This window comes from Oceanobacillus sp. FSL W8-0428 (assembly GCF_038004405.1).
GTDB classification, from domain to species: Bacteria; Bacillota; Bacilli; order Bacillales; family Amphibacillaceae; genus Oceanobacillus; species Oceanobacillus sojae.
This window is the reverse complement of the sequence record NZ_JBBORB010000001.1, coordinates 2,038,219-2,052,784: the sequence shown is the minus strand read 5'-3', so window position 1 is coordinate 2,052,784 and position 14,566 is coordinate 2,038,219. Positions and strand designations below refer to the sequence as shown.

13 protein-coding genes and 1 pseudogene are annotated in these 14,566 nt (G+C 35.9%); 1 reads left to right on the top strand and 13 read right to left on the bottom strand.

Going from position 1 to position 14,566, the window contains the following annotated elements:
• Positions 1–23: 23 nt before the first annotated feature.
• The 7 genes from MKY30_RS09555 to mmuM form a co-directional block, all read right to left on the bottom strand.
• On the bottom strand, positions 24–287 hold the full coding sequence (locus MKY30_RS09555) for a helix-turn-helix transcriptional regulator (RefSeq protein WP_341085612.1): 264 nt from the start codon (positions 285–287) through the stop codon (positions 24–26).
• Positions 284–793 (bottom strand): response regulator, encoded by a 510-nt coding sequence (locus MKY30_RS09550; RefSeq protein WP_341083655.1) that lies wholly within the window; start codon positions 791–793, stop codon positions 284–286. Before MKY30_RS09550 ends, MKY30_RS09555 begins: the two co-directional genes overlap by 4 nt.
• Positions 786–2,477, bottom strand: coding sequence for a sensor histidine kinase (locus MKY30_RS09545; RefSeq protein WP_077604746.1), 1,692 nt, complete (start codon positions 2,475–2,477; stop codon positions 786–788). The genes MKY30_RS09550 and MKY30_RS09545 overlap by 8 nt, the downstream gene beginning before the upstream one ends.
• 83 nt (positions 2,478–2,560) lie before the next feature.
• Positions 2,561–4,216 (bottom strand): ABC transporter permease, encoded by a 1,656-nt coding sequence (locus MKY30_RS09540; RefSeq protein WP_077604747.1) that lies wholly within the window; start codon positions 4,214–4,216, stop codon positions 2,561–2,563.
• The gene (locus MKY30_RS09535) at positions 4,203–5,315 is read right to left on the bottom strand and encodes an ABC transporter ATP-binding protein (RefSeq protein WP_077604748.1); all 1,113 of its coding nucleotides are present in this window, start codon (positions 5,313–5,315) and stop codon (positions 4,203–4,205) included. Before MKY30_RS09535 ends, MKY30_RS09540 begins: the two co-directional genes overlap by 14 nt.
• Positions 5,316–5,402: 87 nt before the next feature.
• Entirely contained in the window at positions 5,403–6,428 is a 1,026-nt protein-coding gene (locus tag MKY30_RS09530; protein ID WP_077604749.1) for an extracellular solute-binding protein, read from the bottom strand.
• A gap of 264 nt (positions 6,429–6,692) precedes the next feature.
• Positions 6,693–7,658: a homocysteine S-methyltransferase gene (gene mmuM / locus MKY30_RS09525; RefSeq protein ID WP_077604750.1), complete on the bottom strand. Its 966-nt coding sequence runs from the start codon at positions 7,656–7,658 to the stop codon at positions 6,693–6,695.
• Positions 7,659–7,878: 220 nt separating this feature from the next.
• Here mmuM and gpmA point away from each other — a divergent pair, with 220 nt between their 5' ends.
• A complete protein-coding gene (gene gpmA / locus MKY30_RS09520; protein WP_077604751.1) occupies positions 7,879–8,574 on the top strand; it encodes a 2,3-diphosphoglycerate-dependent phosphoglycerate mutase in 696 nt (231 codons plus the stop codon).
• Positions 8,575–8,884: 310 nt separating this feature from the next.
• Here the strand turns inward: gpmA and MKY30_RS09515 are convergent.
• The 6 genes and pseudogenes from MKY30_RS09515 to MKY30_RS09490 all read right to left on the bottom strand — a co-directional run.
• Positions 8,885–9,637, bottom strand: a pseudogene (locus tag MKY30_RS09515) (N-acetylmuramoyl-L-alanine amidase); the annotation flags it as partial.
• Between the two features lie 167 nt (positions 9,638–9,804).
• Positions 9,805–10,857 (bottom strand): 2,3-butanediol dehydrogenase, encoded by a 1,053-nt coding sequence (locus tag MKY30_RS09510; protein ID WP_077604753.1) that lies wholly within the window; start codon positions 10,855–10,857, stop codon positions 9,805–9,807.
• A gap of 310 nt (positions 10,858–11,167) precedes the next feature.
• Positions 11,168–11,476, bottom strand: coding sequence for a PTS sugar transporter subunit IIB (locus MKY30_RS09505; RefSeq protein ID WP_077604754.1), 309 nt, complete (start codon positions 11,474–11,476; stop codon positions 11,168–11,170).
• Between the two features lies 1 nt (position 11,477).
• A complete protein-coding gene (locus MKY30_RS09500; protein ID WP_077604755.1) occupies positions 11,478–11,813 on the bottom strand; it encodes a PTS lactose/cellobiose transporter subunit IIA in 336 nt (111 codons plus the stop codon).
• Positions 11,813–13,102: a PTS sugar transporter subunit IIC gene (locus MKY30_RS09495; protein ID WP_341083648.1), complete on the bottom strand. Its 1,290-nt coding sequence runs from the start codon at positions 13,100–13,102 to the stop codon at positions 11,813–11,815. Before MKY30_RS09495 ends, MKY30_RS09500 begins: the two co-directional genes overlap by 1 nt.
• 11 nt (positions 13,103–13,113) lie before the next feature.
• A complete protein-coding gene (locus MKY30_RS09490) occupies positions 13,114–14,424 on the bottom strand; it encodes a 6-phospho-beta-glucosidase (RefSeq protein ID WP_147209246.1) in 1,311 nt (436 codons plus the stop codon).
• Between the last annotated feature and the right edge of the window lie 142 nt (positions 14,425–14,566).

Sequence of the window (14,566 nt, the reverse complement as noted above, 5' to 3'; positions counted from 1 at the left end):
TGTCTCTTTTTACATATCCTTATTTAAAATTCTTGATGTAAAAACTGCTTTGGAGGCATTCCAATATACTTTTTGAATACCTGACTGAAATATTTATACTCACTAAAGCCTACCTCTTCTGCTACCTCATAAACTAAAACCTTATCATTTTGAAGCAATTCTACAGCTTTCAGCAGCCTGTATCTATTTAAAAAATCATTTAGACTATAGTTTGTTTCACTTTTAAATTTGGCGCTTAAAAATACATTTGAAACCCCTAAATTATCACATAAATCTTTAAAGTTTATCTTAGTTGCATAATTTTTTTAATAAAATCAATTGTGTCTATCACATAACTTGAGGTTTCAGCAACATTAAGATTAATATTCAGCAGTTCTTTATATAATAATGAATTAACTTTATAATTATCCTTCGCTTTTTTCTCCTCAATTTTAAAAATCAGATCTTTAATTACCTCTGCCAATTCCTCCATATCTACCGGTTTTAATAAATAATCATGAACACCCAGTCTGATTGCCTGCTTCGCATAATTAAATTCGTCATAACCAGTCAATATAATAGCTTCAAATTTATTATTTTCTACTGTTTCCTTCAACATTTCTATTCCATCTTTAAAAGGCATTCTTATATCGGTTATGACTATATCTGGTTTTAATTTATCTATCATTTCCTTTCCCATATCTCCGTTATCTGCACATCCCACCACCACACAATTTAATTGTAACCAGTTCATTTTATATTGGAGACCTTTTTGAATAATAGGTTCATCTTCAACTATTAATACCTTATTCAATATTATTCGCTCCTTTTAATGGAATGTCTAAAGAAAATTCACTTCCTTCATTGTAAGAGCTTTCAATTTTTAGTCCATATTTTTCACCATAGAGCAGTTGAAGTATACTTTGCGTACTTTTCAAACCAATTTGCCTGACTTCATCAACATCCTCAGCTTTATCATAAATTTTCTTTTTCAGGTTTTCTAATTCAATTTCTTTGATTCCTAAACCATTATCAATCACTTTTATGACTAAATGATCACCTGACTTCTGAGCAGTTAATATTATTTTTAAACTGTTTTTATAATCGATGTTATGTTTTATTGCATTCTCTATTAAAGGCTGTAGAATAAGCTTTGGGATAGGTATCTCTAACAAATCGCCAGGAATGTCAATCTCGAATTCTAGTCTTCTTCCATAACGCAGCTTTTGTATTTCACAGTAATTTATAAGGTATTCCAGATCTACCTTTAACGGAACTAACGTATTTCCGAAATTGGTATTATATCTCATTAGTTTTGCTATTTTAACAACAATATCAGATGCATTTTCTGGGTTTAAAGTAATTTCATATTTAATCATTTCCAATGCGTTATATAAAAAATGCGGATTAAACTTAGCTTCTAAATGTTTAATTTCCAATATCCTTTTCTTTTCGGTTATTTCTTCATTTTTTTGAATGAGATCTCTTATTTTCTCTATTTTGCTTGTATACTCCTTATAAATCACATTTAACTCGACTACCTCAGTTGATTTATTAAATATATCTTTATGATTTCCGTTAGAAATAATAGTGATTAAGGCATTCAATGGCTGTAAAGTCTTTTTAAATATTTTAGGTATAATCACTCTGGCTATCAAAAAGATAATAAAGCTGCTAATTAACATGGTTGCCATACCAAATATCAAGATATTTCTATATACATTGATAATAGATAAGGTGATGATATTTAGCTGATTATTCATTGCAGGCTGTTTATTCATATAGAAGTAATTTTCATCTATTTTTACCAGTCTTTGATTATTATCCACAAAGAATTTGCCGAGCGAATCAATATGATAATTGTTCGTTTTAGCAATAACATTATCGTATTGGTCTGTTATATAAACCAGTTGATTATCAACACTGCTATCAATAAAATCATCTATGAAAAAGATAATATAGCCTATATTCTCACTGCCGTTTGATATAGCAGTTGAAAAATAATAGGAATAGCTTCTTGATTCGCCGAAAATCCGGTTATGAATCGTCTGCTCCTTATAATGTATTTGATTTAATTCATTCGCCAGTAATCTAAGAAATACATGACCGGAAAGAATTTCTTCATCATCCTGATGAAAGCTTGTTGACACAATTTCTTCATTACCATTTATCAAAACAAAATTCGATGAGATATTTCGGCTGTTTTTAAATTCATATAACAATTTATTCACATGCGAATCTACCTCGTTGTTTTCCAGAGCTTGAACAATCTTCTTATTTAGCGACAGTTCTTTAATACCTTCCCTATATCCTTCAAATTCCTCTATTAATTCATTCTTTAACGCTTTTCCTGCTTCTCTGTTAACCTTCATAACCGAATAATTAAAGACAACATACAGCGAGATTAAAAATACGAATAATAATAAGAGAATAATAATCACTGTATATTTTAAAAATGTTTTTTTCAAATAGTCCTTTATCGATTTACTCTGTTTCATGGTTAATAACTCCTGCTAATCATGATTAGATATAAAGATTGCTCCAATAATTGGAAAATTGGAACAACCTTTAAATATCATTTCTATAAATCTACCTCTTTTTTACCAGTAAGCTTAAAGAATATTAACAGAGATAAAATAGAAGTAACGGTTAAAACAGCCGAATATGCAGAAGCGTTGCCAAAATTCCCTCTTATTACTTCTGTATAAATAGACACAGCTAATGTTTGTGTCTCTGTTGAATACAGGATGATAGATGCGCTTAATTCTCCGAGTATGGTAACCCAACTCATAATTGCACCGGCCAATACTCCTGGCAGCATCATCGGAACAATTATCCGATAGAATGTTTTTGTTTCAGATGCTCCGAGACTGATAGCTGCTTCTTCTATGCTGGGACTAATTTGACTGATGATAGCAGTGCTGGAGCGAATCGTATATGGCATCCTTCTAATAACAAATGCAATAACCATAATCAAAACTGTCCCCGTAATAAATATCGGTTCATCACTAAATGCAAAAACTAGAGCTATACCCAGTACAGATCCCGGAATGACAAACGGGAACATTGATAATGTATCTATAACAGAATTCATTAAATTCCTTTTTCGAACTGTTAAATAAGAAATAAAAATCCCGATAATAATAATGATAATAATCGCATAGAATCCCATTTTATAAGTATTTATAATCGCATTTAAATCTCTGTCAAAAAGAATATTTTTATAGTTTTCAAGTGAGAACCTGCCTGTATAGACCTGACCGCCTGATGTCTCTAAAAATGATGTAAAGATGACAACCAGCTGAGGCAATATCCCGATAAAGGTAATAAAATAAACAGCGATATGACTTAAAATATTTTTGGTTCCCGAAAGAGTTTCTGCCTGCATCGGCTTTAGCGCTGACATAGAATAAGAATACTGCCTGGACAGAATTCTTTGTAATAAAAATAAAGTAACTGTAATTATTACAAAAATAGTTGCAATTGCAGCAGCAAAACCAGCATCACCGCCAACCTCACTTAAAAATTGCTGATAAATTAATACTGGCATGGTCCGATACCCTTCACCAATTAACATTGGCGTGCCAAAATCTGCGATAACACGCATAAATACAAGTAATGAACTTGCTAAAATTGTCGGCATTATTAAGGGGATTATAATTTTTGTCATTCTTTGAAAATTTGAATACCCAAGACTTTCTGCTGCTTCTACTAAAGAATTATCAAGATTTTTCAATGCTCCCATGATATAAATAAACACAAGAGGAAATGATTGTAATGTCAATACAAGAACAATTCCTGCAAACCCATAGATCCCATCAAAATTCAACTGAAATGTATCATTGATAAACTTGGTGATAACCCCACTTCTTCCCAATAGTTGAATCCAAGCGTAGGCTCCAATAAACGGCGGTGATATATAAGATACAATAACGATAATCTGAATAAATCTACTGCCGAATATTTTTATCTTTCTTAACATATAAGCTAAAGGCAGTCCAATTATAACTGCCAATATGGTACTTACAATCGTAACCTTAAAACTGTTTAATATCGTTATATAATAAAATTTCCTCTCAAAGAAATGGATAAAATGACTAAATGTAAACGCTCCTGTTTCACTATTAAATATACCTTTACCTAATATTAAAAAAAGAGGATAAATGATAAAGATTAACATTAGCAGAAGGATAATAACAGAACTGATATTCCATAAATTAAACTTATTTTTGTTCATCATGACCACCTGCCTTGATTAACGTTTCCTTCGTATCGGCATGGTAGATATTAATTTTTTTACTTTTTATATTTAAGTTAATATCTTTTCCTTCTGGTAAAATTTCTTCTTCTTCACTATCTTGAATAACCTCAACCCGCTCTCCTGAATCAAGATTTACAAAGTAATGCGTATTTAGCCCAAGAAACATGGTACTGTCAATCTTACCTTTGATACCGCTTTCTTCATTGGTAATGATAAACTCCTGAGGTCTTACAGATACTAATACTTCTTGTTTATCCACTATTTCATCCTGCTTCAAGTTATTCATTTTTACTGCATACATATCATTTAAATGGACGTATAAACCATCCTCTTTCTTCTTAATTATACCTTTTATTATATTAGAAGTACCTATAAATTGAGATACAAAGACGTTAGCAGGACGGCTGTAGATTTCTTCAGGTTTTCCTATTTGCTGAATAATGCCTTTATTCATTACTGCGATTCTATCAGAAATAGCCAGCGCTTCTTCTTGATCATGTGTAACATACACAGTCGTTATTCCAACCTCTTGTTGAATATTTTTAATAGCATTCCGCATTTCAATTCTTAATTTTGCATCTAAATTGGATAACGGCTCATCCATTAATAATACTTTAGGGTGGATAACAAGCGCTCTTGCTAATGCAATTCTTTGCTGTTGGCCGCCTGATAAGTTTTCAGGTTTCTTCGTTTTATGCTCCTCGATCCGAACTGTTTTTAAAATATTATCAATTCTTTCGGTCATTTCCTCTTTTCCAATTTTATTGACTTTTAATCCAAAAGCAATATTTTCTTCTACTGTCATATGTGGAAAGATAGCATAGTTCTGAAAAACCATTCCCATTTTTCTTTTATTCACTGGAATATGATTAATTACCTTGTCATCAATTTTAATTTGACCATCATCAATGGAATGAAACCCTATAATCATTCGTAATAAAGTTGTCTTTCCACAGCCAGATGGCCCCAGTAAAGTAAAAAGCTCCCCTTTTTGAATGTCCAGAGAAAGCTTATCAATAACTTTATCCTCTCCAAATTTTTTTACGACTTTATCTATATTAACGGAAACACTCACTCCATATTACCTCCCTTAAAAGCATGAACGGTAACTTGTGATAATCTGCAGTTACCACAAGTTACTCGATAATTATTTTCATTAAGCCTAGTCTAATGATTTTTCCAGTAAATCAACATATCTTGCAGTTATCTCATCTGTATTCTCGATAACCCACATTTCATCATATTCTTCAAATAAGTTGATTTCATCCTGAGGTATCATATAATCCGCCAGCTCAATATCTTCCCTTAAAGGTCTTACCGTTAATTCCTGGCCTGCCTGCGTCTGAATTTCTTCAGATAGAAGATAATCTACAAATTTTTGAGCATTCTCCATGTTTTCTGCCCCTTCTATAATCTGGACTGCCTGGCCAGGGAAAATAGCTCCTTCTTCCGGGAAAACAACCTCAACTGATTCACCATTTCTGATATAATGGACTACTGGATCTTCCCATGTTAATCCAACAACGTATTCTCCATCTGCAACACCTTTATGAACCTGACCAGAGCTTCCTTGAATTTTTCCATCCAAATTAGCTATAAATTTTTCAACGAAATCCCATGCTTCATCAGATAAAGGATCTCCGTCACCTGCTGCATATAGCATCGCCATTAAAGATTGAAAAGCAGAGCTGGAATTAACGGGATCTCCAAATGCTATTTTTCCTTTTAATTCAGGGTCCAACAAATCTTCAAAGCTAGTAATCTGCCCTTCCCCTCCAGTTAAATCTGTATTGACTATAAAAACAGTTGGATCTGCAAAAGCCGGGGAAAAATATCCTGTTTCATTTCTGAATTCCTCCATCATATTCTCGTCTTCAGGAGACACATATTCTGCAAATAAATCTGTTTTATCATGTAACATTGTTACATCTGCAGCCCATAAGATATCTCCTTGGGGATTGTTTCTTTCAGATTCGACTCTTGTCACCAGCTCTCCGGTACCTGCTGTAACGGTTTTTACTTTAATACCTGTTTCATTTTCAAAACTTGGGATAACTAATTCATTTAAGCTTTCACTTCTTGCTGTATAAACAACTAATTCCTCTCCATCTCCCGAGCTGTTATTTGAACAACCTAATAATAAAAAACTTATAACTGTAAATAAAGCCATTAATTTAAGCGCTTTCATAAATTTACCTCCTGTAATGTATTTTCAACTTTATCTTAAGCGATGTTATTTTATAATTGAATCCTAAAAAAACTAAAAAACATCCTAAAATTTATTCCTTATAAAAACCATACTTTTATAAGCAAAATGACTCCACCTAAAATACCACAGCTAAACAGCTGTGGTAAAAACAGAAAACCTCATTCTGAAATATTCATTTTGTTCTTTAATATAAACCTTTATAAAATATTAGCTTAAGATAAAAACAGAAACGCTAAACTGTTTTCATCTATCAGGTGTACTGTCATTATCTACTTCTCTCAACACCCTGCTGATTCCCCTGATATCCTCAGGGCCCGTCCGGCAGCAGCCCCCGATAATCCTTGCTCCTTTTTCAGCCCAGCCTGCAGCAGCTGTGTTAACATGTACATGTTCCTCTCCATACCATGTTTTGGTCTCCGGATCATAGTTTTCACCAGAGTTCGGATAAATGATAATAGGCTTTCGTGTACAGGCATTCAATTCTTGGACAGCATCACTGATAAACTCTGTGGTGACACAATTCACGCCTATAGCAACAATCTGACTGCATGTATTTAAGAATTCTGCACATTCTCTTAACATTGTTCCTTCACTGATATGTACCGCATCCTTCAGCGTAAATGTCATCCATGCTGATATATCAGGAAATTCTTTTAACAAATCACAAATAACTTTTGCTTCCTGCAGCGAGGGGATTGTTTCAGCTGCCAATAAATCTGCACCGGCTTCAACCAAAGCTTCTATACGCGGTTTATGAAAATCATATAAAATCTGATCGCTGACTCCATAATTACCAATATACTCTGAACCATCAGCCAGATAAGCTCCATATGGCCCGACAGACCCGGCCACCAATGGATAAGGTCGATCGGATCTTCTTTCCTCCTGCCAGTACTCCTCCCGCGCCTGTTTTGCCAGCTCTACTGTTTTTCTGATTAATGCTTTTGCTTCCTTTTCGTTTATACCGTGCTTTTTAAATCCTTCTATACTCGCTTGATAGCTTGCTGTGATAGCAATATCCGCACCAGCTTCAAAATAAGCATAATGAACCTTTCTGATTTTTTCAGGCTCATCTAACAAAACCCGGGCAGACCATAAAGGATCGTCCAGATTACAACCCAGCTTTTCTAATTCTGTGGCCAATGCCCCGTCTAAAATTAACGTTTCAAATTGATTCAGCAATGGATCAATTGGATTTATTTTTGTCATTCTCTGCAGCCTCCGTTCATTTTATATACTAGCTTACCGTATTTTATTAGTTCTGCAAATTCATTCGGCCAGCAGGTTATTTTTAAATGCTTTTAAATCATACATTGATAATATAATCCTCCTGCCTCCCCATCTTTTTTATAAAATATAACTGCGCATGACGTGTAAATCATGCCGCACAGTGGTATGTTATAAATAAAATGATTGTGAGGGATTATATATGAAGCTTGTACTGATTAGACATGGTCAGAGTGAATGGAATCTGGCCAACCTTTTTACCGGATGGACAGATGTAGACTTAACTGACCATGGTGCTGCGGATGCAAAGCATGCAGGACAGGCATTGAAGCAGCATGGATTCCATTTCGATGTAGCATATACATCTTATTTAAAGAGAGCCATTAAAACACTTAATTATGTATTAGAGGAAACAGACAATTTATGGATTCCCGTGCATAAATCCTGGAAGCTGAACGAAAGACATTATGGTGCATTACAGGGATTGAATAAACAGGAAGTTGCTGAAAAATACGGAGCCGATCAGGTACATATCTGGCGCCGCAGCTTCGATGTAGCTCCACCATTTTTAGAAAAAGAAGATGAACGTTATCCCGGACATGAGGAAAAGTATAAAGAAATACCTGAAGAGAAAATTCCTCTTGGTGAAAGCCTGGAAACAACCATTGCACGCGTTATTCCTTATTGGGAGGAAGAAATTAAGCCGGCAGTAAAAGCAGGAAAAAGTGTGATTATCGCAGCACATGGAAACAGTCTAAGAGGCTTAATGAAATACCTTGAAGATATCAGTGATGAAGATATCGTAAATGTATCCATCCCTACTGGTGTTCCGCTTGTTTATGAATTAGATGACAATTTAGTACCTGTTTCAAAATATTTTATAGATCAGGAAGAATAAATAAAAAATGACATTCAGCAGTAGCTCTATCTCTGCTGAATGTCGTTTTTTATTACAATCTGCGTGCGCTGGTATCTGGTCCAATATATATATTACGTTTGCCTCTTCCAGTTTGTATTGTCACGACATTTGGATACGGCTCTGCTAAGATATCATAAGTTAAGCCGCCAAAAGCTGCAGGAGTAAGACTCCAATCACTATTTTTCTTTACAGGTTTAACATTTAGCGGATATGTGCGCCAGGTAGACGCAGATGCCGGCAAATGCACACGCTTTGCTGATGATTTGGAGGAATTATTCGAAGGTTTTCCAGAGCTGACTGCTTTTAGCAGACGTGTATTCTGTGCAGCTGTTCCTGTATAATTTGAAATACCGTAAGATTTCGCTAACTTAGCGCGATTCGCAAAGCTCGAATCCTCTCCAATTGATTTCAAATAGTCTACAATGGAATGGATTTGTTTTTTAGATGTGGATGTTTTTCCTTGATTGTTGGAGCTGCTCGAAGCCCCCGGACTGCTTTTAGCGGATAATTGGAATACTCTCGCAATCCCTCTTGCATGGCCTAAAGCAATTTGTTCCAAAAATGCATCTGATTTCAGTTTTGCTGCATCTCCTGCATGATCAATAAAACCATTCTCTGTTAAAATAGCCGGCATGACTGATTCCCGCAGTACATGAAAATTAGCCTGCTTTCTGCCGCGGTTTTGAAGGTTTACCTGCTTTATTATTTCTTCATGCATGATTTGCCGGTATTTTCCTGTTGTTCCTTGATTGGAAAGACCTGAATGAATATAATCCTCATAGCCTGCCCCTCCTCCGGCGTTAATATGAATAGAAACAAAATAATCTGCACCCCACTGGTTCGCTTCATTCGTCCGTGCTGCCAGCGATACAGTACTATCTGTCGAACGGCTCATCCGAATTTGATGCCCTTGATAACTGTTGTTCAAGATATTTCGTATTTTTAAAGCAATTGCTAACGTTACATGCTTTTCTTGCAATTCTTGTCCTACAGCTCCTGTATCACTTCCTCCATGTCCAGGATCTAAGTAGATTTTCACCATAAAAATATACCCCCTCTATTTTAAAATATTGAAAAAAGAGCTTGCCCGTATAGACATGCTCCTTACGATATTTGCTGATTTTTTTATAATAAAGGGAATTTATCACTAATTTTTATAGAAAAAGCCTGCAGACAGTTCTGCAGGCTTTCAAAAATAGATAATAATCTTTATTTGGCACTCACAAGAATTTTGGATTGGCTCTTGTCATTAAGCAATAATTCAAATCCTTCTTTTACAACATCATCTAATTTAATTTTATTAGTCACTACTTTTTCAGCAGGAATTTGTCCGCTGGCAATCAGATTGATCACACGATCGTATATATTGGCATAGGCCAGGGAGAATTTAATGTTTGCTTCTTTAACTGTAGAAGCAAATGCATTGATTTCCGGATTTTGTCCAAAGATGGCAACCACACAAACGGTACCTGTACGTTTGATGGCTTCTAGACATGTATCAAATGTCGGCTGAACACCTGCACATTCTAATGCCACATCAACGCCGTCTCCATTGGTATCTTCCATAATTATACCAATTACATCATCTTCCATTGGATTTAAGGCTTTTACAAATCCAAAAGACTCAGCTAATGCTAAACGCTCTTTTGAAACATCACTGACGAATACTTTACTTGCACCGGCTGCACGAGCTGAGAGAACAGTTAATAGACCAATTGGGCCTGCGCCGGTAACCAGTACAGCGTCTCCCGCTTTCACGCCTGCCAAATCGACACCATGATAGGTTACGGCAGTCGGTTCGACAAGTGCTGCCTGCTCTAATGTCATATTATCCGGGATTTGGTGACAATATTGTTCATCCATGACGCAGTATTCTGCAAATCCGCCATCATCGGCAAGTCCGATAAATGCTGCATTACTGTTTCTGCATAAATGATAATTTCCTTCACGGCATTCCTTACATTCCCCACAGCGAAGATTCGGTTCGATACAAACACGGTCACCAGGCTGGAATGCTGTTACATCGCTGCCTACTTCCGTTACTGTTCCACTGAACTCATGGCCCAATGTCAGTGGAGCTTGTCTTTTTGATATTGGATGCTCCTCTGTCGGAATACCAATAAAATGAGAATAAGCATGTAGATCTGAACCACAAATTCCTGTCCATGCTACTTCCACTTTCACATCTTTTGCCCCGACTTCTTTTACTTCGACGTCCTCCACGCGAACATCTTTTTCAGCATAAATTCGTGCTGCTTTCATAAAAAATCTCTCTCCCATTCTACAAATAAATTATGAAAGGCAGAGTTTACTTTCCCTAAATGGAAGGGTCTGACTATTCTATATTTACTTGATCCTTCTGGCGAATACACTCTGTCTACAATTCTATTATACTACCCGGCCAATAAGGATGCACTCAAAAAGCACCACATCCTATAGAACAGTATCTCATTTTGATTTATATGGATCAGTCCAAACCAGTAAATAACCATTGATAAGCTGAAAGATTTCTATAAAAATATCTTTAGACTAAAAAACCCGCATCCGCAGATACGAGTTTTTGATGCTTATTTTAATTTCCTTCATTTAAATCAATTGCCTGCTTCAGAACTTTATCACCCTGCATCATTCCATAAGCCATCTGATCAATGACAGCAACCTTTACACCCTGCGGCTCCAGGCTTTCTTTAATTTTACCTTCCAGATAACGGACTTGCGGACCAATAAGAACAACCTGTAAGGATTCGAGATGATTCTTCAGCTGCGACTCTGCTACTGCTTCGATATCCGCTTCAAAGCCCTGTTTTTCTGCAGCTTCCTTCATCTTCTTCACAAGCATTGACGTAGACATTCCCGCTGAACAAACTAAACGTATCTTCATATTACTTCTCCTCCAGACGATTTATTTTTTTATGCATATCTATCATTTCAACGGCTAAATCTTTTACCGTTAAAGCATTCATTAAATGATCCTGCGCATGAATCAGAATAACGGAAAGCTCCGTTGTTTTCCCATTTGCCTCATCATGTAAAAGATCTGTTTGTATATGATGGGCCTCTGCAAATGCTTCATCTGCTGATTCCATCTTTTTAGCTGCTTCTTCAAATTTTCCTTTTTTAGCCAGAATCAGAGCCTCCATTGCGTCTGATTTTGCATTCCCGGCATGTAAGATAATTTGAAACGAAAGCATTTGCACTTCTTCTTTTGTCATTGTCATTACCTCTCTCCCATTTTCTCTTTCATTGCACGTACACCTGCCATTACAAATGGAACGTATAGCAGTATAGCGACTGTTAAGTTGACCAGCTGAAGGATAATTCCTTTAACACTGCCGCCAGTTACTAAGTAACCGCTCAATATCGGCGGGATATTCCATGGAACAATTGCTACTGTTTTTGGTACGAGTCCCCACGATAAAGCAAAGTATGAAATAATAGTCAAGGTTACAGGTACGATAATAAACGGGATTAAGAATACTGGATTAAGCACAATTGGTAAACCAAATATTACTGGCTCATTAATGTTAAATATTCCTGCAGGTGCAGATAATTTTGCCACCTCACGATACGGATGGTTCTTTTCCCGGCGAATCACGATAAATATTGCTATTAATAATGCCAGTGTAGTTCCTGATCCACCCATGAAGACAAAGGAATCCAAGAATGGTTTTGTAACAATGTTCGGCACATCGAATGCGGACATCCCCTGCTGGAACAGGTTTGCATTTTGTTCAATAAGCGGCAGATAAACCGGCTCAATAACAGATCCAATAATATTTGTACCATGTAGACCAAAGAACCATAGTAAATGATTTAAGAATGCAACGACCAATGCTGCCGGCAGTGTATTTCCGAGTCCCTGCAACGGCTCTTGAATAAGATTAAAAATAACTTCAAAAACACTTATTTCTACAAATACGCTTACAATTGCCTGGAATAAACCTACAAATGCAAGAATAATCATTGCTGGGATTAACGCAGCAAATGAGCGGGTTACACCCTCAGGCACTCCTTCAGGCATTTTAATTGTGATATTTGCCTTAATAAGAAGACGAAATAGTTCTGTTACAATAAGCGCTACAATAATTGCTACAAAAAGTCCCTGCGTTCCCAACCAGTTCATATTCAGACCAAAATCCTCTGTAACCGGTACGAGCATAATATATGAAGCTATCGATATTAAACCGGCAGATAATCCATCTACTTCATAGGACTTAGCTAAATTATAAGCTATCGTAAACGAAATGAGTAGTCCAATAACTGCGAACGTGGCATTCCAAATGCTTCCCCCAACTGTCTGCCAGTTCCCTTCTCCAAAAATATTGTTTAAAATATCCACAATACTAAAGCTGCCAAACGCAGGAAAATTATTAATTAAAACAGCTAATGACCCAATAATAATCAAAGGCATTGTTGCTACAAAACCATCACGAATAGCGACTAAATGACGTTGTGAACCAATACGACCAGCAATTTCAATAAATTTTTGCATAAATTTATTATTCATCTTTCTTCCCCCTACCGGTTAAATTGTGGTAAATAATCTTTATGTGCTTCTATAAGTTCATCTAAAACAATTTTTGCTTTTTTCTCATCCTGAATCAACGGATTTACTAAAAATGCATTATAAGCATCCTCATACTCCCCTGAAATACTCGCTTTAATAACCAGTTCTTCCATTGCTTTCATATTCTGGATCATTCCTCGCATCGGTGCAGGAATTTCACCAATTGTGATTGGTTTTGGACCATTCTTTGTAATGACACAATTTGCTTCAATTACTGCATCATAAGGTAATTCAGGGATGGTGCCGTGATTCCATGTATTTACCGTTTGGATGTCTTCTTTATTATTATATATGGAATCCATCAAACTGCAGGCAACCTGACTGTAAAAAGCACCGCCCCGCTTTTCTAATTCTTCCGGTTTTTCCCGAAGACTCTCCTGCTTGTACAGTTCGAAAAGGGATGCTTCTAATTCTTGAACAATTTCAGCACGTGTACCATTTTCTTCATAAGCTTTTAAATCCTTCTCCAATACGGTTTCTGATTGGAAATAGTATTGATGATATGGATTTGGCAACAGCTTGGTGGATTTAATAAATGTTTCTGACCAATCTAATGGCATAATATTCGCCGGGCTGTAATCAAACTCTTTTTGAATCAGCTTCTGGAATACATCCTCTGTTCGATCCTCTCCGCCGACATAGACACGATCTCCAAATACAAAATGATTTAACCCGATAAATCGAATTAATACATCCTCTGGAGGCACTTGTAATAATTCCGCTGTAGAATGACGCATATTAAATGGTATATTACAGACACCAATAACCTTTTTATGTGCTGAGTGGTTTAGCAGTGCTTCTGTAACCATACCTGCCGGATTTGTAAAGTTAATCATCCAGGCATCCGGACAGATTTCATGTACTTCCTCAGCCACCTCCATTAAGACCGGAATCGTTCGAAACGCTTTCATTATCCCGCCAGCACCATTTGTCTCCTGACCAATCAAACCATGTTTCAGAGGAATGCGTTCATCTTGAGCTCTAGCAGCTAATCCGCCAACCCGAATCTGTGTGGAAACAAAATCCGCTCCTTGTAAAGCTGCTCTCCTATCCAAAGTCCAGGTTAATTTAATATTTACTTTGGCTTCTTTAATCATTCTGTTTCCCAGTTGGCAAATTGTCTCTACCTTTTCCACTCCTTCTTCAACATCAACCAGAACAATTTCTGAGACTGGAAATGTAGGTTGCCTTTGAATAAGTCCTTCTAAAATTTCTGGAGTATAACTGGATCCTCCACCGATAATTACTACTTTTAAAGACATGATTTATTACTCCTTTATTGCTATTTTTGTAATCGCTTTAATTGTTTTTGAATTAATTCGATTTAAATGTATCATACAAATTTTTATTTGTCTACACAAAATAAAATAAATTTGTTACTACAATTGTTTTTTTAGTTATTAT